This window comes from Pseudomonas sp. HY7a-MNA-CIBAN-0227, assembly GCF_040310325.1.
In the GTDB taxonomy this organism is placed as follows: Bacteria; Pseudomonadota; Gammaproteobacteria; order Pseudomonadales; family Pseudomonadaceae; genus Aquipseudomonas.
The window spans coordinates 302,952-324,845 of record NZ_JBEOPT010000003.1 but is presented as its reverse complement, the minus strand read 5'-3'; the positions used below and the strand labels follow the sequence as shown (position 1 = coordinate 324,845).

Here is a 21,894-nt window from a genome sequence, read left to right as displayed (position 1 = left end):
CAGCTTCACCTGTAGGAGCGAGTTTGCTCGCAATGGACGTCAACGATGACGCGTGTATTCTGAATAAACGCGTTGCCTTTGCGTTTTTGAGCAAGCTCGCTCCTACAGTCGAGCACCAGCCGCTGCCTTGCAGCGGCTTTTGTATTTTCTGAAATAACGAACTGGAGAGCCTCATGGTTCCCGTAATCGCCCTGGTGGGCCGACCAAACGTCGGCAAGTCCACCTTGTTTAACCGCCTGACCAGGACTCGCGACGCCATCGTCGGCGACTTGTCCGGTCTGACCCGTGATCGCCAATACGGTGAGGCAAAGTGGCAAGGGCGCTCCTACATTCTTGTCGACACCGGCGGTATCTCCGGTGACGAACATGGCATGGACGAAAAGATGGCCGAGCAGTCGCTGCTGGCCATTGAAGAAGCCGATGTCGTGCTGTTCCTGGTGGATGCCCGCGCGGGCTACACCGCTGCTGACCAGATGATTGGCGAGCACCTGCGCAAGCGCAACAAGCGTTCCTACGTGGTGGCCAACAAGATCGATAACATCGATCCGGAAATGGCCCGCGCCGAATTCAGCCCGATGGGCCTGGGTGACGCGATCCCGATCGCCGGTGCACACGGTCGCGGCATCACCCAGATGCTGGAAATCTGCCTGCGCGACTTCCCTCGCGATGACGTCGAGGAAGAAGAGGGCGAAGGCGAGATCGTTGCTGAAGGCGAGGAAGCCAAGCGCATTCCTGGTCCGAGCGAGAAAGACGGCATCAAGATCGCCATCATCGGCCGGCCGAACGTCGGCAAGTCGACTCTGGTCAACCGTATGCTGGGCGAAGACCGGGTTATCGTCTATGACGAACCCGGTACCACCCGCGACAGTATCTACATCCCGTTCGAGCGTAACGACGAGAAGTACACGCTGATCGACACCGCCGGCGTGCGCAAGCGCGGCAAGATCCACGAGGAAGTTGAAAAGTTCTCCGTGGTCAAAACCCTGCAGGCGATCAAAGACGCCAACGTGGTGATCTTCGTCATGGACGCCCGCGAAGGCGTGGTCGACCACGACCTCAACCTTCTGGGCTTTGCCCTGGAAGCCGGTCGGGCCTTGGTGATTGCGATCAATAAGTGGGATGGCATGACGCCGAGCGAGCGTGACTTCGTCAAGGTCGAGCTGCAGCGTCGTCTGTTCTTCGTCGACTTTGCCGATATCCACTTTATCTCGGCATTGCACGGCACCGGCGTGGGTAACCTCTACGCTTCGGTTCAGAACTCGTTCAAGTCCGCTGTGACCCGCTGGCCGACCAACCGCCTGACCCAGATCCTCGAAGACGCAGTTGGCGACCACGCACCGCCGATGGTCAACAACCGCCGGATCAAGCTGCGTTACGCCCACTTGGGTGGTGCCAACCCGCCGATTATCGTGATCCACGGTAATCAGATCGAGAAGGTGCCCAAGTCCTACGTCCGTTACCTGGAAAACACCTACCGCCGTGTCTTGAAACTGGTCGGCACGCCGATCCGTATCGAGTTCAAGGGTGGCGAAAACCCATACGAAGGCAACAAGAACAGCCTGACTGACCGCCAAGTGAACAAGAAGCGTCGCTTGATGAGTCACAACAAGAAGGCTGATAAAAAGCGTAAAGATAAACGCTGATCTCGATCAGCCGAAAGGGCGCCTCTGGCGCCCTTTTTTTATGCGCGCCGTATGGGCTATCCTCGGTCCTTCCCGTGCCGCCGTAGAGCCGGGTGTTCAGCAGGGACTCACCGATGATCACCAGTAAACTGCCGAATGTCGGCACCACCATTTTCACTACCATGTCCCAGCTCGCCGCCGAAACCGGCGCGCTTAACCTGTCCCAGGGCTTTCCCGATTTCAATGGCCCCCAAGCCTTGCTCGACGCGGTGGGCAAACACATCGCCAGCGGCCATAACCAATACGCCCCCATGACCGGCCTCCCTGCGTTGCGTCAGCAGGTGGCGGCCAAGATCGCCCGCAGCTACGGCTCCACGGTGAGCGCCGACAGCGAAGTGACCATCACCCCCGGCGCTACCCAGGCAATCTTCTGCGCGATCCAGACGGTGATCCGCAGCGGTGATGAAGTCATCGTATTTGACCCTTGTTACGACAGCTACGAGCCCTCGGTGGAGCTGGCTGGCGGTCGTTGCGTGCATGTACAGTTGGGCCTGCATGACTTCACCCTGGATTTCGAGAAGATCAAGGCTGCACTGTCGCCGCGCACCCGCATGATCATTCTCAACACCCCGCATAACCCCAGCGGTGCCTTGATCAATCGGGCCGAGCTGGACCAGTTGGCCGAACTGATCCGCGACCGCGATATCTACCTGGTCAGCGACGAGGTTTACGAACACTTGGTGTTCGATGGTGTGCCCCACGTCAGCGTGTTGGCCCATGAGGAGCTGTATCAACGTTCATTTGTGGTCAGCTCTTTTGGCAAAACCTACCACGTTACCGGCTGGAAAACCGGCTACGTGGTCGCGCCCCCGGCCCTGACTGCCGAACTGCGCAAGGTGCATCAATACGTCAGCTTCTGCGGCGTGACTCCTTTGCAGTACGCGCTGGCGGATTTCATGGCCGAACACCCGGAACACGTCGAAGAGCTGCCGGCCTTTTATCAGGCCAAGCGCGACCTGTTCTGCGACTTGCTGGCGCCGTCGCGTTTCAGTTTTACCCGAGTGACCGGTACTTACTTCCAGTTGGTGGATTACTCGCGGATTCGCCCCGACCTCAATGACGTCGAGATGTCGCTGTGGATGACCCGCGAGCACGGCGTGGCAACCATCCCGGTCTCGGTGTTCTACCAGAGCCCACCCCAAGGCCAGCGCCTGGTGCGCCTGTGTTTTGCCAAGCGCGAGGAGACGCTGCGCCAAGCAGCAGAAAAATTATGCGTGATCTGAGTGCGTTGCCCAACCTGAATATCGCCCTGGTGCAGACCACCCTTGTCTGGCACGACCGCCAGGCCAACCTGGAGCATTTTGAGCCGCTGCTGGACCAGACCAAGGGGGCGGACCTGATTGTGCTGCCGGAGATGTTCACCACCGGCTTTTCCATGGCGTCGCAAACCCTCGCCGAAGTGGAAAATGGTCCAACCCATGAATGGCTCAAGGCCCAGGCGAAGAAACACGACGCGGTGATCACTGGCAGCGTGATCATCCTGGCTGCTGACGGCAGCCACCGTAACCGCCTGTTGTGGGCGCGGCCTGATGGTGAGGTGCTGCATTACGACAAGCGCCATCTGTTCCGCATGGCCGGTGAGCACGACCACTACACCCCTGGCGAGCGCCAGGTGCAATTCGAACTCAAGGGCTGGCGGATTCGTCCGTTGATTTGCTATGACCTGCGTTTTCCGGTGTGGAGCCGCGATGCCCAGGACACTGACCTGCTGCTGTACACCGCCAACTGGCCTGGCGCGCGGCGTCAGCACTGGAACCGCCTGCTGCCGGCGCGGGCTATCGAAAACCTCTGCTACGTGGCGGCGGTGAATCGGGTGGGCACTGACGGCAAGGGCTTTGCCTACACCGGTGACAGCCAGGTCCTGGACTTTCAGGGCGAAAGCCTGCTGAGTGCAGGGGAGGCGGACGGGGTGTTTCAGGTGTGTTTGGATGCTGCGGAGTTGGTGGCGTATCGCACACGGTTTCCGGCGAACCTGGATGCCGACAGCTTCCAGTTTATCTGACGCTAACTTTCCCGTAGATACCGTCTGGAACCTCACCGCGCAATACCGAGTTGCACCTGACGCAGCTGCGGCCAAAACAAAAAGGCCCCTGGATTCTCACCCAGGGGCCTTTTGTCTTTCTGCGAAGGCTTACGCCGCTTTCGCTTCCGTCTGGCTCAGGGAGCGGTTCAGCGCACTGAACAACGCCTTGAAGCTGGCAGTGGTGATGTTTTCATCAATGCCCACGCCGTGCACCGCGCGCCCACCATTGACCCGCAGTTCAATGTAGGCCGCCGCCTTGGCATTGGTCCCCGCACCGATGGCGTGTTCGTTGTAATCCATGATCTCCACCGGAATCGGGAGGCCGGCCACCAGCGCTTCCAGCGCGCCGTTGCCCTTGCCCTGCCAGCGCAGGTTGGTTTCGCCCTGGCCCTTGCCGGAGACTTCAACTTCTACCGAGCTGTTGCCGTTTTCTTCCTGCAGGCGATGGCTGACCAGCGCGTATGGAGTGTTGGCTTGCAAGTATTCACGCTGCAACAAGCTGTGAATCTGCGAGGCCGTCATCTCCAGGCCCACGCGGTCGGTTTCCGCTTGTACCACCTGGCTGAATTCGATCTGCATGCGGCGTGGCAAGCTGATGCCGTATTCCTGCTCCAGCAGGTAGGCGATGCCGCCCTTGCCCGACTGGCTATTGACGCGAATCACCGCCTCGTAGCTGCGGCCGATGTCGGCCGGGTCGATCGGCAAGTACGGCACTTCCCACAAGGCATCCGGTTTTTGCTGGGCAAAGCCCTTGCGGATCGCGTCCTGGTGGGAGCCGGAGAAGGCGGTGTGAACCAGATCACCGACATACGGGTGACGCGGGTGCACCGGAATCTGGTTGCACTCTTCCACGACCTTGCGTACGCCGTCGATGTCGGAGAAGTCCAGCTCAGGGTGTATGCCCTGGGTGTAGAGATTCAACGCCACGGTCACCAGATCGACGTTGCCGGTGCGCTCGCCATTGCCGAACAGGCAGCCTTCGACACGGTCGGCACCGGCCATCAGGCCCAACTCGGTGGCGGCTACGCCAGTGCCACGGTCGTTATGGGTGTGCAGGCTGATGATCACGCTGTCACGACGGTTGATATGACGACCGAACCACTCGATCTGGTCGGCATAGATGTTCGGCGTGGCGCATTCAACGGTGGCGGGCAGGTTGAGGATCACCTTGTGCTCAGGTGTCGGGTTCCACACCTCGATCACCGCGTCACAGACTTCCTTGGCGAACTCCAGCTCAGTGGCGCTGAAGGTCTCTGGCGAGTATTCGAAGGTCCACTGGGTATCCGGCTGCTGGGCGGCGTATTTGACGAACAGCTTGGCCGCGTTGACAGCGATGGCCTTGACCCCGTCCTTGTCCTGATTGAAGACAATGCGGCGGAACGACGGCGAAGTGGCGTTGTACAAGTGAACGATGGCTTTTTTCGCCCCGCGCAGAGATTCGAAAGTACGGGCGATCAAGTCTTCACGGCCCTGGGTCAGCACCTGGATGGTGGTGTCCTCGGGGATGTGGTTGTCTTCGATCAGGGTACGGACGAAGTCGAAGTCGGTTTGCGAAGCGGCCGGGAACGAGGCCTCGATTTCCTTTACTCCGACCGATACCAGGGTTTTCCAGAAGCGCAGCTTTTTCACCGCGTCCATCGGTTCGATCAGCGACTGGTTGCCGTCGCGCAAGTCGGAACTGCACCAGATCGGCGCGGCGGTGATGGTCTTCGACGGCCAGGTACGGTCCGGGATATCAATGGTCGGGAACGCGCGGTATTTCGAAGACGGGTCTTTGAGCATGCTCATCGGGAGAATCCTTGTTGTAGGGCCGAGAAGAGGCGGCCTGCCAGAAATCTATTGTTGGGGATAAAGCTTGGGACGAGGCAGTTCGATTCAGCTTGGTAGTCGTGCGCTGACAAGGCACAGGCTGAGGTGCTGGCGAAGCTGAATGAGGGTGTGAGAGGTTTTCATAGGTTCAACCCTAACCGTAGGGGTGAAAGATGGCAAGCAGTCGGAAAAAATTGAGAGAAGTTCTGTTATTGGCGTAATAAACGAGATTTTATGGTTGAGAATTGTTTTGCGAGTGATTTTATTTGCGCGAGCTTTGTAAGGTGCGCAATTGAGGTTGCCGGTTGTGGCGAGCGGGCTTATCGGATCGCCGCCCCGCCGCGTTGGGCTGCGCAGCAGCCCCAAAAGAATCACCCTTTACGTCAAGGCTGAAACGACCCAATAAATATCGCCGGATCTACCCGCGCATCATTCAAGCTGATATTCCAGTGCATATGCGGCCCGGTCGCCCGTCCGGTGGAGCCCACCTTGCCCACTACCGCACCGCGAGCCAGTTGCTGGCCCACGCTCACATCGATCTTGGACATATGGCAAAACATGCTGATAAAACCCTGGCCATGGTCGACGAATACGGTGTTGCCATTGAAAAAGTAGTTGCCGGTCAAAATTACCTTGCCACCCGCCGGGGTCTTGATCGGCGTACCGGCGCCCACGGCAAAATCGAGGCCCGAATGAGGGTTACGCTCCTCGCCATTAAAGAACCGTCGCACACCAAACTTGCTCGACAGCGGCCCGTTGACCGGCTTGTCCAGCACCAGGTTGCTCGGCGTGTTCGGACTGAAACTGCGGTAAGCCTTAAGCTGAACCGCCAGTTCGCCTTCGATACGTTTGAGTTGTGCAGGGTCCGGGTTCACCTGGCTTTTGTTCTTCAAGGTGATGTGTTGTTCCGGGTATTTCTTGTTGCCCACGGTGAACGCCAGATTGCGGCTGCCACTGCTGATTTGCTGGCTGCCGGGTTTGACGGTTAGCGGGATGCCGACAATTGCCCGCCAGTTCTCCTGCTCCTTGACCACCAGCACCGGTTTACCTTGGTAGCTGGCTTTAGGTGCCACCGCTGAGGCGCCCAGGTCAATCACCGCGACACCACCGGGAACAGGCTTGTTCAGCACCCGAGTGATGTAGCTGTCGGCATGGGCATTGAAGGTCAGGCACAACAGCATCAACAAGCTAAGAAAACGTGGCATGAATCAATCCAGTAACGAGAGAGTGACGGGCGTGAGGTGGTTGTCTTCCACCCGAACCTGCAATTGACCTTCACCGAGTCTCGCGCTAAGGCGCTGGCCGGTGTGGGTTTGCGCGGCGTTGCGAATTGCCTGGCCGCGCTCGTCCAGCAAAATACTGTAGCCACGGCCCAGTGTTGCCAGCGGGCTGACCACTTGCAGCGTCTGCACCTGGCTTTGTAGCTGGAGGCGCCGCGCCTTGAGGCCTTCGCGCATAGCCCTGGGCAGGCGTTCGGCGAGGCTGTCCAGGCGTTGGCGCAGCAGCGCCAGTTGGCGGCCTGGATGTTGGCCGGCGAGGCGGGTTTCCAGGCGGATCAAACGTTCACGACGGGTATTGAGGCTGCGCTCGAAGGCGCGGCGCAGGCGCATATCCAGATCGTCCAGGCGTTGGGCTTGCTGGCGCAGACGTTCACCCGGATGACGCAGGCGGCGGGCCATGCCTTCCAGGCGCAGGCGGTCATGCATCAACCGGTTGCGTATGCGCATCACCAGGCGCCGGTGCAGGCTTTCGACCTGGCGCACCAGATCGCTGGAATCGGGGGCGAGGAGTTCGGCGGCAGCAGAAGGCGTTGGCGCGCGTACGTCGGCGACGAAATCACTGATGGATACATCAGTTTCATGGCCGATGGCGCTGACAATTGGCGTCACGCAGGCATCCACGGCGCGGGCTACGGCTTCTTCGTTGAAACACCAAAGGTCTTCCAGGGAGCCGCCGCCACGGGCCAGGATCAACGCGTCGAAGCCACGAGCGTCGGCCAGCTTCAAGGCGCGGACGATCTGCGTTATCGCTTCACGGCCTTGAACCGCCGTAGGGATCAACGTCAATTGCACTTGCGGCGCACGGCGGCGGAACACACTGATGATGTCGCGGATCACTGCGCCAGTGGGCGAACTGATAATGCCGATGCGCTGCGGATGGGCCGGCAGCGGCACCTTGCGTTCGGCGCTGAACAAACCTTCGGCGCTGAGCTTTTCCTTCAGCGCATCGAAGGCTAGGCGAAGGGCGCCGTCACCGGCAGGCTCCACGGTGTCGAGAATCAGTTGATAGTCGCCACGGCCTTCAAACAGCGAGACCTTGCCCCGCACCTTGACAGCCAGGCCATCCTTCAAGGCTTGGCGTACCCGTGCGGCGTTCTGCCGGAACAGCGCGCAGCGCACCTGGGCACCGCTGTCCTTGAGGGTGAAATACACGTGGCCGGAAGCCGGGCGGGCAAGGTTGGAGATTTCGCCTTCAACCCAGATATTGGTGAACACGTCTTCAAGCAACACCCGCGCGCGGCCGTTGAGCTGGCTGACAGTCAGGACTTCGCGGTCCAGGCCCAGACGGGCAAAGGGATCTTTAATCATGGGCGGCAGTTTATAGGCATTCGCCCAGTGTTTGACAGAATTGCTCCACCAGCGCAGTTGGCGCTTGCCGGAAGGCGAGGGCGATGGTGCTTAGGCAATCAGGATCAGCCAACGGCAGGAAGTGGATATTGGCCGGGGCGATGTCCTGCATCGACTCAGGCAACAGGGCGATGCCAAACCCGGCCTGAATCAACTGCAATTGCGTGGTCTTGCGTGACATTACCCGCGCCGCCTTGGGGAAAAATCCGGCACGCATGCACAACTCGGCCGACAGGTAACTCAGCCCGCCGCGCTGTGGGTGAGGGATCGAGATAAAGGCCTCGTCCTTGAGCTGGGCCAAGTCGATAGCCGTCTTGTTGAGCGCCAGCGGGTGGTCGGGCGGCACCGCCAACAACAATCGCTCGCTATATAAAGGCACGATTCGCACCCCCTCGCGCTGGCGCAATACCGGCAAGCGCAATAGCCCAACCTCCAGCCGCCCCTCGGCGATTTCTTCCAGTTGCGCTTCGGAGGACAGTTTGACGATGTCCATCGACACGTCAGGGCACTGTTGCAGGTAGGCGCTGATCCCTTGTAGCAGTCGACCGCTCATCGGCACCGTGCTGGAATGACTCAAGCGTAGAGTTCCTAGTTGACCGTTGCCCACTTGCGTGGCCATTTCACTGGCCTTGTGCAACTCGCCCAGCAGGTTGCGGGCTCGTGGATAAAACGCTTCGCCCGCTGCGGTTAGCCGTGGCTGGCGGGCGGTGCGTTCGAATAATGGGGTTTGCAGTTGAGATTCAAGCTCCTTGATCTGCCGGCTAAGGGCCGATTGCGCGACAAACAGCCGCTCGGCGGCGGCGCTGAAGCTGCCGCTCTCGGCGATCTCGACGAAGTAACGCAGTTGCCGGGTGGAAATCACAAGTCATGCCTTTTCGAGATGGGTAGTGGCCTTTGAAGATATTAGTCGCAACCCTCGCCAATGGCTAAAGTGATGGCCATCTTCATTAAGGAATACGGCATGAGCCCAGTCGAACTGATGAGTAGTTGGTCCTTTGGTGGCGTTGACTGGCTGGTGATTGGCTTGGGAGTCGTCGTGGCCTACATAGTGTTCGGCATTGCCGGCTTTGGCACGGCGCTGGTGGCGGGGCCGATTCTGATCCTGTTCATGCCGCTGTCGAAGATCATCCCGTTGCTGGTGTTGCTGGATTTTGTCGCGGCCTTTGGCAACCTCCTACAATCACGGCGAGATGTGGCGAAGCCGGAACTGTTGAGGTTGCTGCCGTGCATGGCGATTGGCTGCACCCTCGGGGTGATCTTTTTGCTCAACCTTCAATCGGATCTATTGCTGCTGCTGATGGGGCTGTTTATCAGCGCCTATGCGATCTATAGCCTGGCGGTGAAGGCCAAGCCCAGGCAGCTCGCTGTCGGCTGGGCGATTCCCATGGGCACCGTCGGTGGGCTGTTTGGCGCGTTGTTTGGCAGTGGCGGCTTTTTATATGCGATCTACCTCAACAGCCGCCTACCCAAGGAAGCGGCGCGGGCGACCCAGAGTGCGTTGATCAGTTGCAGCACGGTGGTGCGCCTGAGTCTGTTTTTGATCGCGGGAGTGTATGCCGAGCTATCCTTGTTGATGTTGGCAGTGTGCCTGTTACCGGCAATGGCGCTGGGGTTGTGGGCTAGTCGGCGGCTGACCCTGCGCATGTCCCGTGAGGCGTTCGTGCGGTTGGTGACCTGGCTGGTGCTGGCCAGCGGTATTGCCTTGATTGCCCGTTACTTGAGTACTTGACCTGTGGGTGTCAGGGATTAAGCTGCCGTCCTTTCGGCCAGAAGCCACACCGCAGGACATCCAGGCCTCATGAATTCCCAAAGCATCCTAGTCCCGAAAATATCCACATTGCCCGTCCACGAACCACGGGCCCGGGCGATTGTGCGCTGGCTGGTGCGCAAGAACATCGTCAAGGAAGAACTCACCACCTGCGGTCGCACTGGCAGCCGTATGGCCTACGCCATCGCCGACGGTGCCCGCGCCGTGGTGCTGCACCCCGAAGCGCTGCCGTTCAACGAACCGGTCAATGGCCTGGAGATTATCTACAAGCGCTGTATCTACACCCCGGCCAAGGGTTTTCTCGAAGAAGCTGGCTGCCCGGAATGCCTCAAGGAAGTCGGCGAAGCGCTGTTCGACAGCCTGGAAGACTGGATGCCCGGTCACACCGATAACTTCACTTGCCCGTTGTGTGGCCATGAAGACGACATCAACGGTTTCCTATTCCTGCAGGAATGTGGCTTTTCCAACCTGGGCTTCATCTTCAACAACTGGGCGGAGGCGGGGTTCAAGCAGAGTTTTATCGACGAATTTGCCGACTGGCTCGACCAGAAGATGAGCTGGGTCAAAGTCGAGCTTTAAACCAATATTTTCTCCTTCTATCAGTATTACCAATAATGTCAGAGTTTTACATTGAGCCCTGGTAGGTCTCTGAGTATAATGGCGCGCTTCCATTTTCCCGCTCGGGAGCCCCCGCGATGCTGCGTATCAGCCAAGAAGCTCTGACATTCGACGACATTCTCCTAGTGCCCGGTTATTCCGAGGTGCTTCCTAACGAAGTCAGTCTCAAGACCCGCCTAACCCGTGGCATCGAGCTGAATATCCCCCTGGTTTCCGCTGCCATGGACACCGTCACTGAAGCCCGTCTGGCCATCGCCATGGCTCAGGAAGGCGGCATCGGCATCATCCACAAGAACATGACCATCGAGCAGCAAGCTGCCGAAGTGCGCAAGGTCAAGCGTTACGAAGCCGGTGTGGTCAAGGACCCGATCACCATCGAGGCCGACGCCACCGTTCGTGAACTGTTCGAACTGACCAGCCTGCATAACATCTCCGGTGTTCCGGTGCTTCATAATGGCGACCTCGTTGGCATTGTCACTTCCCGTGACGTGCGTTTCGAAAACCGTCTGGAAGCCACTGTCCGCGAAGTGATGACGCCTAAAGAACGACTGGTCACGGTCAAGGAAGGCGCCGACAAGAACGACGCTCGCGAATTGCTGCACAAGCACCGCATCGAGCGCGTGCTGATCGTCGACGACAAATTCGCCCTCAAAGGCATGATGACTGTCAACGACATCGAAAAAGCCAAGGCGTACCCGCTGGCCAGCAAGGACGATCAAGGTCGTCTGCGTGTAGGGGCTGCGGTCGGCACGGGTAAAGACACCGGCGAGCGCGTCTCGGCCTTGGTGGCTGCCGGTGTTGACGTGGTGGTGGTCGACACTGCCCACGGTCACTCCAAAGGCGTGATCGACCGCGTTCGCTGGGTCAAAGAGAATTTCCCTGAAGTACAAGTGATCGGCGGCAACATTGCTACCGGCGCTGCTGCCAAGGCATTGGTTGAAGCGGGCGCTGACGCAGTCAAGGTCGGTATCGGCCCTGGCTCGATCTGCACCACCCGTATCGTCGCCGGTGTCGGCGTACCGCAAATCAGCGCCATCGCCAATGTCGCCGAGGCCCTTGAAGGCACCGGCGTGCCGTTGATTGCCGACGGCGGTATCCGTTACTCCGGTGATCTGTCCAAGGCCATCGTTGCCGGTGCTTCCTGCGTGATGATGGGCTCGATGTTTGCGGGTACTGAAGAAGCACCCGGCGAGATCGAACTGTACCAGGGCCGTTCCTACAAGGCTTACCGTGGCATGGGCTCCCTGGGAGCAATGTCCCAGGCGCAAGGTTCTTCCGACCGTTACTTCCAGGACTCCTCCGCGGGCGCCGAGAAGCTGGTACCGGAAGGCATTGAAGGGCGTGTTCCGTACAAGGGCACCCTGGGCGCTATCATCCATCAACTGATGGGCGGCCTGCGTTCCTCGATGGGCTACACCGGCAGTGCCGACATCGAAGAAATGCGCACCAAGCCAGAGTTCGTGCGGATCACCGGTGCTGGCATGGCCGAATCCCACGTCCACGACGTACAGATCACCAAAGAAGCGCCGAACTACCGCGTAGGTTGATGCTTCCAGAAAAACGTTAAGTAACCGGGGCTGTTTTATTCAGCCCCGAGTTGTTTCTGAATTCCATAGACGAGACTGACTCCATGGCCCTCGACATTCACGCCCACCGCATCCTGATCCTCGACTTCGGTTCCCAGTACACCCAACTGATCGCCCGCCGCGTGCGTGAAATCGGTGTGTACTGCGAACTGCATCCGTTCGACATGGACGACGAAGCGATTCGCGAGTTCGCTCCAAAAGGCGTCATTCTCGCCGGCGGTCCTGAGTCCGTGCACGAAGCCAACAGCCCGCGTTGCCCGCAAGCCGTGTTTGACCTGGGCGTGCCGGTTTTCGGTATTTGTTACGGCATGCAGACCATGGCCGAGCAACTGGGCGGCAAGGTCGCAGGTTCCGAGCTGCGTGAATTCGGTTATGCCCGTGTCGATGTGGTCGGCAAGAGCCGCCTGCTGGACGGCATCGAAGACCACATCGACGCCGACGGCCTGTTCGGCCTCGACGTGTGGATGAGCCATGGTGACAAGGTCACCAAAATGCCAGAGGATTTCCACATCCTCGCCAGCACCCCGAGCTGCCCGATTGCCGGCATGTTCAACGACGAGCGTGGCTACTACGGCGTGCAGTTCCACCCGGAAGTGACCCACACCAAGCAGGGCGGTCGCATCCTCTCGCGCTTCATCCTCGACATCTGCGGCTGCGAAGCGCTGTGGACCCCGTCGAAAATCGCTGAAGACGCCATCGCCAACATCCGTGCCCAGGTTGGCACCGACAACGTCCTGCTGGGCCTGTCCGGCGGCGTTGACTCTTCGGTAGTTGCTGCGCTGCTGCACAAGGCCATTGGCGACCAACTGACCTGCGTCTTCGTCGACAACGGCCTGCTGCGTCTGCACGAAGGCGAGCAAGTGATGGCCATGTTCGCTGAGAACATGGGCGTCAAGGTGATCCGCGCCAACGCCGAGGAGCAGTTCCTCAACAATCTGGCCGGCGAGTCGGACCCGGAGAAGAAGCGCAAGATCATTGGGCGCACCTTCATAGACGTGTTTGATGCCCAGTCCAACAGCCTGGACAACATCAAGTACCTCGCCCAGGGCACCATCTACCCTGACGTGATCGAGTCGGCGGGCGCCAAGAGCGGCAAGGCCCATGTGATCAAGTCCCACCACAACGTCGGTGGCCTGCCTGATGAAATGAACCTCAAGCTGGTAGAGCCGCTGCGTGAGTTGTTCAAGGACGAAGTCCGTCGTCTGGGTCTGGAACTGGGCCTGCCGTACGACATGGTCTACCGTCACCCATTCCCAGGCCCAGGCCTGGGCGTGCGGATTCTCGGTGAAGTGAAGAAGGAATACGCCGACCTGCTGCGTCGCGCCGACCATATCTTCATCGAAGAACTGCGTAAGGCCGACTGGTACCACAAGGTCAGCCAAGCGTTCGTGGTGTTCCAGCCGGTGAAATCGGTCGGCGTGGTCGGTGACGCCCGTCGTTACGCCTGGGTTGTGGCCCTGCGAGCGGTGGAAACCATCGACTTCATGACCGCCCGTTGGGCACACCTGCCGTACGAACTGCTGGAAACCGTCAGCGGCCGTATCATCAATGAAATCGAAGGCATCTCCCGCGTTACTTATGATGTGTCGAGCAAGCCGCCGGCGACCATTGAGTGGGAGTGATCCTGCGTTAGCGCCTGCTGAGCCAGGCGCTGGCTACACAACAAAACCCCAGCCTTGGCTGGGGTTTTGTGTTTCTGGGAAATGTATTGGGTATCAGCGCCGCGCAATATCCGAAAAGTAAAACTTGTCCAGCGTATGCCGCGACTCGGTGTACTCAAACTGCCGCCCATCCTGCAAAAACGTCTGGTTACTCACCACGATCACATGGCTCTGGCCGTCGAGGTCCAGGTGCAGTTGGTCGTCCTTGCCCCTCGGCAGTGCTTCGATGGTGCGCTGGGCGTAGCTGATGTGCAGTTGCAGGGTCTGTTCGATAAAGGCGTAGATCGACTGCTCGGCAATGGCCCGGTCCAGCCCAGGGATCAGGTCGGCGACGAAGTGGTTGATGTCCAGGATCACCCGCTTGCCGTCGATGCGCCGTACCCGCTTGATTCGGGTGATCAGGCTGCCGGCTGCGGCTTCGATGTGTTGCAGCAGCGAGCCTTCCAGGGGGAATTGGCTGAACTCGACGACCTCGGTGCTGACGTCATCTCCCAGGTCTGCATGGGTTTCGCGAAAGCTGACAATTCCGCCCAACTGAAATTCGATGGGGTTGGGCGACAGCACGAAGGTGCCCTTGCCGTGAATTTTTTGCGCAAAGCCGCGCTCCTGCAACTGCTCTATAGCCCGACGCACCGTGCCACGGCTCGCCTGGTAGGTGTCCATTAATTCGGCTTCGGAGGGGAGGCGCGTGCCGCGTTGCAGGCGTTCGGTGGTGATGTTGGCAAGCAGATCGGTATAGATCTGGTTGTATTTGCTCATGGGTAGGGCTCTGTGCCGCGTTTGCGTTTAAGGCAGGAACCTTAGAGGCAGAGGTGCGGTTTGTCCATCGGGCCCATGGATATTTGCGCCCTCTGTAGGCGCGAGCTTGCTCGCGAAGAACTCAAGGGCACCGCGTTTATCCAGGATGCACGCGTTATCGTTAACGTTGCTTCGCGAGCAAGCTCGCTCCTACAGGAAGTTTATAATTTGTAACTCGTACAGACGAGTTATTGCTTTAACTCGTCTGTACGAGTACTTTTCTCCTGGGCGTGCTGCCAATGACTGCCCCCAATAACAAAAAATCAAAGTGGATACCAAGCATGAGCCACGACTACCCCAATATTGCCCGCGAGATTCTGCAAGGCCTCGGTGGCAGCGACAACCTTGAGCAAGCTGCCCACTGCGTGACCCGCCTGCGCCTGGCCCTTAAAGACCCGAGCCTGGCCAATAGCGGCGAGTTGAACCAGATCGATCTGGTCAAGGGTTCGTTCTTCACTGGCGGCCTGTTCCAGATCGTCATCGGCCCCGGTGAAGTGGAAAAGGTCTACGCCGCCCTGCGGGAACAGACTGGTCTTGGCGCCTCGACCATCGCCGACGTGAAGCAGAAGGGCTCTGAAAAAATCAACCCGATGCAACGCCTGGTGCGGGTGTTTTCCGACGTGTTCATGCCGATCCTGCCCGCGCTGATCATTGCCGGTCTGTTGATGGGCGTGAACAACCTGATGGGCGCCAAGGGCATGTTCATCGAGGGCAAGACGCTGCTGGAGGCCTATCCGAACCTGGATGGCCTGTGGAGCCTGATCAACCTGATGGCCAATACCTCGTTCGTATTCTTGCCCGCGCTGGTGGGCTGGTCGGCGGCCAAGCGCTTTGGCGGCAGTGAAATCCTCGGCATCGTCCTGGGCCTGATGCTGGTTCATCCCGATTTGCTCAACGCCTGGAACTACGGCAAGGCGGTGGCCGGCCTCGACGGCCAGAGCCTGCCGTACTTCGATATTCTCGGCTGGTTCCAGATCGAGAAAGTCGGTTATCAGGGGCAAATCCTGCCGATCCTGATGGCTGCCTACGTCATGAGCGTCATTGAGAAATGGCTACGGGCGCGGGTGCCCAACGCGATTCAACTGTTGGTCGTCCCCATCACTACCATTGTCGTTACCGGCGTGCTGGCGCTGGCGATCATTGGCCCGGTGACCCGTCACCTGGGCATCCTGATCACCGAAGGCGTGGTCACCCTGTTTGACCTGGCGCCGATGGTGGGCGGAGCGATTTTCGGCCTGTTGTATGCGCCGCTGGTGGTCACCGGCATGCACCACATGTTCCTCGCCGTGGACCTGCAACTGATCTCCACCCAAGGCGGCACCTTTATCTGGCCAATGATCGTCATGTCCAACCTGGCCCAGGGCAGCGCGGCGCTGGGCGTGTTCTACATGAGCCGCAATGCCCGCGACAAAAGCATGGCGTCGACCTCGGCGATTTCGGCTTATTTCGGCATCACTGAGCCGGCGATGTTTGGCGTCAACCTGCGCTTCAAATTCCCGTTTTATGCCGCCTTGCTTGGGTCGGCGCTGGGCAGCATTTTCCTGTCGCTGAACAAGGTCCAGGCCACGGCCATCGGTGTTGGCGGCTTGCCTGGATTTATTTCGATCATGCCGCAGTACATCCCGGTGTTTGTCATTGGCATGGCTGTCGCGATTGTCGTGCCGTTTGTTTTGACCTGCGCGTTGAGCATGAAAATTGTTCGGCCCGGTTATCGCGTCGCTTGATCGACCGCTATCGCAGCCTCGTTGCACTCGACAGCTCCTACGCGAGGTTGCGTTTATCCAAATTGAGGAACCCACCATGCAAGACTGGCAACACTCGGTGATCTACCAGATCTACCCAAAAAGCTTCCATAGCCACGCGGGTAATGCCACCGGTGACCTGCTGGGCGTCGTGGACAAGCTCGATTACCTCAAGTGGCTGGGCGTCGATTGCCTGTGGATCACTCCGTTCCTGCGTTCGCCCCAGCGCGACAACGGCTACGACATCAGCGACTACTACGCCATCGACCCCAGCTACGGAACCATGGCCGACTGCGATTTGCTGATCAGCGAAGCGGCCAAGCGCGGCATCAAGCTGATGCTGGACATCGTGGTCAACCACACCTCCATCGAGCACGAGTGGTTCCAGCAGGCCCGCAGCAGCCTCGACAACCCGTACCGCGATTTCTACATCTGGCGCGACCAGCCGAACAACTGGGAATCCAAGTTCGGCGGCTCGGCCTGGGAATACGAGGCGCAAACCGGCCAGTACTTCCTGCACCTGTTCGACCACACCCAGGCCGATCTCAATTGGGAAAACCCCAACGTGCGCGCCGAGGTGTTCAAACTGATGCGCTTTTGGCGCGACAAGGGCGTCGGCGGTTTCCGCCTGGACGTGATCAACCTGATCTCCAAACCAGCGGACTTTCCTGAAGACAACAGCGACGGTCGGCGCTTCTACACCGACGGCCCGAACGTGCACGAGTACCTGCAGGAAATGCACCGCGAAGTCTTCGAAGGCCATGACCTGATCAACGTCGGCGAGATGTCCTCCACCAGTCTTGAGCACTGCATTCGCTATTCGAGTCCTGAGTCGAAAGAGCTGTCGATGACCTTCAATTTTCATCACCTGAAAGTGGATTATCCGAACCTGCAAAAGTGGGTGCGGGCTGACTTCGACTTCCTTCAACTCAAGCAGATTCTTTCCGACTGGCAACTGGGTATGCAGGCCGGCGGCGGCTGGAACGCGCTGTTCTGGTGTAACCACGACCAGCCACGGGTGGTCTCGCGCTTTGGCGATGACGGCGAGCACCGGGTGGTCTCGGCCAAGATGCTCGGCACCGCGCTGCACCTTTTGCAGGGCACGCCTTTTGTCTACCAGGGCGAAGAGTTGGGTATGACCAATCCGGGCTTCGACACAATCGAGCAGTACCGCGACGTCGAGACCCTGAACATCTATCGACTCAAGCGCGAAGCCGGTGAGTCCGAGGCCGACAGCATGGCGGCGATCATGCAGAAGTCCCGCGATAACGGCCGCACGCCGATGCAGTGGAATACCCAGGCGAACGCTGGTTTCAGCAGCGGCGAACCGTGGATCGGCATCCCCGCCAATGCGGCGCAGATCAACGTTGAAAGCCAGCTCGACGACCCTGAATCGGTGCTGCATCACTACCGTGCGCTGATTGCCCTGCGCCGCGTTGAGCCGCTGATCCAGGAAGGCGTGTATCGCCAACTGCTGCTGGAGCACACCCAGGTTTGGGCGTACCTGCGCGAAGGCCAGGGCGAGCGTTTGCTGGTGCTCAACAACTTCTACGGTACGCCGTGCCAGATCCAATTGCCGGACGGCGTGATCAACGTCGCGAGCCAGCAACGCGTGCTGATCAGCAACTACGACGATTGCCCGATGCGTACGGGCCAGATATCGCTGCGCCCGTATGAATCCTTCGTGCTGCACCTGAAGGATTGAGACATCGCATTACCCCCGGCGTGGGAGCGCAGGGAATGCTTCAAAAAAACACAATAAAAATAATGGAGTGCTTCATGAGAACAACAATAAAGCTGGGCCTCGTTGCATCCTGTCTAACGTTGCCATTGGCGGCCCAGGCTTTGGAGTTTGCAGGCTACTTGCGTAGCGGCGCGGGGACTTCAACGGGCAGCGGTCCACAGCAGTGTTTCCAACTGCCCGGTGCGCAATCGAAATACCGTCTGGGCAACGAATGCGAACAGTATGCCGAGCTGGAGTTGCGCCAGGACCTGTTCACCCTTGATGACGGCTCGGTGCTCAGCGTCGACGCCATGGCTTCGCTGTACAACAAGTACGATCGCGAGCTGAAGTTCCAGGGTGAAAACAACGGCTCGGCGCGCATGCCGCAGATGTATGCGCAGTGGTCGAATATGCCCAGCCTCAACGGTGGTTCGCTGTGGGCCGGTCGGCGTTACTACAAACGTAATGACATCCATATTTCCGACTTCTACTACTGGAACCAGAGCGCGACAGGCGGCGGTATCGAAGACGTGCTGATCGGCGATCTGAAATACAGCTACGCCATTTCCCGCAAGGACAACCTGTACCAGAAGGAATACGCCACCCGTCACGACTTCAACGTCGCAGGCTTCAAGACCAACCCTGGCGGCGAGCTGGAGCTGGGCTTGAGCTACATCGAAAAAGCCGGCGGCCGCGAAGCCAACAGCGGTTGGGCGCTGACTGCCCAGCATGTGCAGACGCCGTTTCTTGGCGGCAAGAACAAGTTCGCCCTGCAGTACGGCGAAGGTCCCGGCACGGGCTTGGGCTACACCGGTAATACTGCCCTGGACAACAGCAGCAAAAGCTACCGTGCGGTGGAGTTTTTCGACTGGCAGGTGACACCACGGTTTGGCGGCCAGATCGAGGCGGTCTACCAGAAAGACATTCGCCCCGGCAGCCAGGACCAGACCTGGATTTCCCTTGGTGTGCGCCCGGCCTATGCGATCACTGAACAGTTCAAGCTGGTCACCGAGTTGGGCCATGATCAAGTGGACGCCACCGGCGGCACCCGCAAGCTGAGCAAATTTACCTTCGCCCCGACCTGGTCGCCTAAAGGCCCGGATTTCTGGGCAAGGCCGGAGGTGCGTTTGTATTACACCTACGCTACCTGGAACGAAGCAGCCAAGCGTGCGGCCAATGAACTGGCGGCGGGCTCGGCACTGTCCGACACCGGCAGCTATGGCGCGGCGCGGCATGGTTCCAACTTTGGTGTGCAGGTTGAGTATTGGTGGAAGTAACAGTTTTCCGATCAATGATTTTTACAGAACAAAACAACAGGTGAAATCATGACCACAACCCAACTCCTGGAACTGCTGGCGCCCTTGTCCGGGGTGCTTGTGGCCCTGGATCAGGTGCCCGATCCAGTGTTCTCAAGTCGCCTGATTGGCGACGGCCTGTGCATCGATCCGACCTCGCAGACTCTCTGCGCTCCCCTTGCCGGGGTGATCAGTAATATCCAGGACAGTGGTCATGCGGTGAGCGTTACCAATGATCACGGAGTCCAGGTGCTGATACACATTGGCCTGGACACAGTGAACCTGGCAGGCAAGGGTTTTACCCGACTGGTCAAGGAAGGTCAGCGTGTTGAGGCCGGCCAGCCGTTGATTGAATTCGATGCCGATTTTGTTGCGCTCAACGCCCGTAGTTTGCTGACCCTGATGTTGGTGGTCAGCGGCGAGACCTTCACGCTGCTGACACCGGGCAGCGGCCTGGTGGTGCTTGGGCAACCCTTGTTGCGCGTGAGCTCTGAAGGCTGCACGGATGAAACCGTGGAAGAAGAGGGCGACGTCCTGTTCTCCAAACCCCTGATACTGCCCAACGCCAATGGCCTGCACGCCCGTCCGGCGGCGATTTTTGCCCAGGCGGCGAAGGGCTTCAAGGCGAGCATTTACCTGCACAAGCAAACCCAAAGCGCGAATGCCAAGTCGTTGGTGGCGATCATGGCGTTGCAGACCGTACGGGGCGATACCTTGCAGGTGAGTGCGGCGGGGGAGGATGCCGATGCGGCCATCAAGGCCCTGGTGGTGTTGCTGGCTGAAGGATGCGGGGAAACGGTAATTGCCCACGTCGAGATTGCCGAACCAGTGGCACCGCTTGGCTCGGCGACCTTGCTGCGGGGCGTGTGTGCATCGCCTGGTTCTGCGTTCGGCCAAGTGGTGCAAGTCGCCGAGCCTGAATTGAACATCACTGAAGCCGGTACTGGCGAAGCGGCTGAGCGCGTCGCGCTGGATCGTGGCCTGCTTCACGCGACCGAGGCGCTGCAAGGCTTGCAGGCCAAGGCCATCGGCAGCGCCCAGGCGGAAATTTTTCGTGCCCACCAGGAGTTGCTGGAAGACCCAACCCTGCTGGAGCAAGCCGATGCACTGTTGGCGCAAGGCAAAAGCGCCGCCTTCGCCTGGAACGGCGCCACTGAAGCGACTGCCAGCCTGTTCCAGGGGTCGGGTGACACGTTGCTTGCCGAGCGCGCCGCCGACCTGGCAGACGTCGGCCAACGTGTCCTGAAACTGATCCTTGGGATCAAGGACAGCGCCTGGGACCTGCCGGAGCAGGCAATCCTCATCGCCGAACAACTGACGCCGTCACAAACCGCCAGCCTCGACACCCGCAAGGTGCTGGGTTTTGTCACCGTCGGTGGCGGCGCCACCAGCCACGTCGCAATCCTCGCCCGTGCCCTGGGGTTGCCCGCCATTTGCGGCGTGCCGGCCCAGGTGCTGAGCCTGAGCAACGGTAAGCAAGTCCTGCTGGATGCCGACAAGGGTGAATTGCACCTGGAGCCGGACCTGGCCGAGATCGAGCAACTGCAGGTCGCCCGCCAACAGCAGGTTCTGCGTCGTCAGCAGGAGGTGGCGCAGGCCTCACTGGCCGCCATCACCCGCGACGGTCATCGCGTCGAAGTCACCGCCAACGTCGCCTCGCTGCAAGAGGTGGAGCAAGCCCTGGCCCTGGGCGGCGAAGGTGTTGGCTTGCTGCGCTCGGAATTCCTCTACCTGGATCGCAACCGCGCGCCCAGCCCCGATGAGCAGGCCGGCACCTACAGCGCCATCGCCCGGGCCCTGGGGCCGGAGCGCAACCTGGTGGTGCGCACCCTCGACGTCGGTGGGGACAAGCCCCTGGCCTATGTGCCGATGGACAGTGAGACCAATCCGTTCCTTGGCCTGCGGGGCATTCGACTGTGCCTGGAGCGTCCGGAACTGCTGCGCGAACAGTTCCGGGCGATCCTCGCCAGTGCCGGTTTTGCTCGTCTGCACATCATGTTGCCGATGGTCAGCCTGCTCTCGGAGCTGCGCCTGGCGCGGCAGATCCTTGAGGAGGAAGCCTTGGCCATGGGGCTTACGCAACTGCCTAAGCTGGGGATCATGATTGAAGTGCCGTCGGCGGCGTTGATGGCCGACCTGTTTGCGCCCGAGGTGGATTTCTTCTCCATCGGCACCAACGACCTGACCCAATACACCCTGGCCATGGACCGCGATCATCCGCGCCTGGCCAGCCAGGCCGACAGCCTTCACCCGGCGGTACTGCGCCTGATCGCCAGCACCGTCAAGGCCGCCCATGCCCATGGCAAATGGGTGGGTGTTTGCGGCGCGCTGGCGTCGGAGGCGCTGGCGGTGCCGGTGTTGATTGGGCTGGGAGTGGATGAGTTGTCGGTCAGCGTGCCGCTGATCCCGACCATCAAGGCCGCCGTGCGCGAGCTGGACCTGGCGGACTGCCAGTTGATCGCCCGCCAGGTGCTGGGCCTGGAAGAGGCCGTCCAGGTACGTGAGGCCATGCGCCAATACCACGCGGCCACCGTCGAAACCTCATTGGTTGTGGAGAACTGA

At 59.7% G+C, this 21,894-nt stretch carries 16 protein-coding genes; 11 read left to right on the top strand and 5 right to left on the bottom strand.

Annotated features, from left to right (window positions below; genetic code table 11):
• Positions 1–173: 173 nt before the first annotated feature.
• From der to AAEZ06_RS07555, 3 genes are all read left to right on the top strand, one after another.
• Positions 174–1,643, top strand: coding sequence for a ribosome biogenesis GTPase Der (gene der / locus AAEZ06_RS07565; protein ID WP_149411630.1), 1,470 nt, complete (start codon positions 174–176; stop codon positions 1,641–1,643).
• A 113-nt stretch (positions 1,644–1,756) separates the two neighbouring features.
• Positions 1,757–2,905 (top strand): pyridoxal phosphate-dependent aminotransferase, encoded by a 1,149-nt coding sequence (locus tag AAEZ06_RS07560; protein ID WP_149411629.1) that lies wholly within the window; start codon positions 1,757–1,759, stop codon positions 2,903–2,905.
• Positions 2,893–3,684: an amidohydrolase gene (locus tag AAEZ06_RS07555; RefSeq protein WP_149411628.1), complete on the top strand. Its 792-nt coding sequence runs from the start codon at positions 2,893–2,895 to the stop codon at positions 3,682–3,684. Before AAEZ06_RS07560 ends, AAEZ06_RS07555 begins: the two co-directional genes overlap by 13 nt.
• Before the next feature lie 129 nt (positions 3,685–3,813).
• Here the strand turns inward: AAEZ06_RS07555 and leuA are convergent, their stop codons facing one another.
• The 4 genes from leuA to AAEZ06_RS07535 all read right to left on the bottom strand — a co-directional run bounded on the left by leuA (position 3,814) and on the right by AAEZ06_RS07535 (position 9,003).
• Complete coding sequence (gene leuA, locus AAEZ06_RS07550; protein WP_149411627.1) at positions 3,814–5,493, bottom strand: 2-isopropylmalate synthase; 1,680 nt, start codon at positions 5,491–5,493, stop codon at positions 3,814–3,816.
• A 404-nt stretch (positions 5,494–5,897) separates the two neighbouring features.
• Positions 5,898–6,719: a peptidoglycan DD-metalloendopeptidase family protein gene (locus AAEZ06_RS07545; RefSeq protein ID WP_149411626.1), complete on the bottom strand. Its 822-nt coding sequence runs from the start codon at positions 6,717–6,719 to the stop codon at positions 5,898–5,900.
• Between the two features lie 3 nt (positions 6,720–6,722).
• On the bottom strand, positions 6,723–8,102 hold the full coding sequence (gene xseA, locus AAEZ06_RS07540) for an exodeoxyribonuclease VII large subunit (protein WP_149411625.1): 1,380 nt from the start codon (positions 8,100–8,102) through the stop codon (positions 6,723–6,725).
• A 10-nt stretch (positions 8,103–8,112) separates the two neighbouring features.
• Positions 8,113–9,003, bottom strand: coding sequence for a LysR family transcriptional regulator (locus tag AAEZ06_RS07535; RefSeq protein ID WP_350613701.1), 891 nt, complete (start codon positions 9,001–9,003; stop codon positions 8,113–8,115).
• 99 nt (positions 9,004–9,102) lie between these two features.
• Between AAEZ06_RS07535 and AAEZ06_RS07530 the strand changes: the two genes are divergently transcribed.
• The 4 genes from AAEZ06_RS07530 (at position 9,103) to guaA (ending at position 13,735) form a co-directional block, all read left to right on the top strand.
• Positions 9,103–9,870 carry a sulfite exporter TauE/SafE family protein gene (locus AAEZ06_RS07530; protein WP_350613699.1) on the top strand — a complete coding sequence of 256 codons (768 nt, stop codon included), beginning with the start codon at positions 9,103–9,105 and terminating at the stop codon, positions 9,868–9,870.
• A 69-nt stretch (positions 9,871–9,939) separates the two neighbouring features.
• Positions 9,940–10,488: a sugar ABC transporter ATPase gene (locus tag AAEZ06_RS07525; RefSeq protein ID WP_133102101.1), complete on the top strand. Its 549-nt coding sequence runs from the start codon at positions 9,940–9,942 to the stop codon at positions 10,486–10,488.
• 116 nt (positions 10,489–10,604) lie between these two features.
• A complete protein-coding gene (guaB, locus tag AAEZ06_RS07520) occupies positions 10,605–12,074 on the top strand; it encodes an IMP dehydrogenase (RefSeq protein WP_133102102.1) in 1,470 nt (489 codons plus the stop codon).
• 83 nt (positions 12,075–12,157) lie between these two features.
• On the top strand, positions 12,158–13,735 hold the full coding sequence (gene guaA / locus AAEZ06_RS07515; protein ID WP_133102103.1) for a glutamine-hydrolyzing GMP synthase: 1,578 nt from the start codon (positions 12,158–12,160) through the stop codon (positions 13,733–13,735).
• 93 nt (positions 13,736–13,828) lie between these two features.
• On the opposite strand, the gene treR is transcribed toward guaA, so the two are convergent.
• A complete protein-coding gene (treR, locus tag AAEZ06_RS07510; protein WP_149411622.1) occupies positions 13,829–14,533 on the bottom strand; it encodes a trehalose operon repressor in 705 nt (234 codons plus the stop codon).
• Between the two features lie 320 nt (positions 14,534–14,853).
• Here treR and treP point away from each other — a divergent pair, with 320 nt between their 5' ends.
• The 4 genes from treP to ptsP all read left to right on the top strand — a co-directional run bounded on the left by treP (position 14,854) and on the right by ptsP (position 21,894).
• The gene (treP, locus tag AAEZ06_RS07505; RefSeq protein WP_149411621.1) at positions 14,854–16,296 is read left to right on the top strand and encodes a PTS system trehalose-specific EIIBC component; all 1,443 of its coding nucleotides are present in this window, start codon (positions 14,854–14,856) and stop codon (positions 16,294–16,296) included.
• A 76-nt stretch (positions 16,297–16,372) separates the two neighbouring features.
• Positions 16,373–18,019 carry an alpha,alpha-phosphotrehalase gene (gene treC / locus AAEZ06_RS07500; protein WP_350613696.1) on the top strand — a complete coding sequence of 549 codons (1,647 nt, stop codon included), beginning with the start codon at positions 16,373–16,375 and terminating at the stop codon, positions 18,017–18,019.
• A gap of 74 nt (positions 18,020–18,093) precedes the next feature.
• Entirely contained in the window at positions 18,094–19,314 is a 1,221-nt protein-coding gene (locus AAEZ06_RS07495) for a maltoporin (protein WP_350613694.1), read from the top strand.
• A gap of 48 nt (positions 19,315–19,362) precedes the next feature.
• Positions 19,363–21,894: a phosphoenolpyruvate--protein phosphotransferase gene (gene ptsP / locus AAEZ06_RS07490; RefSeq protein WP_350613692.1), complete on the top strand. Its 2,532-nt coding sequence runs from the start codon at positions 19,363–19,365 to the stop codon at positions 21,892–21,894.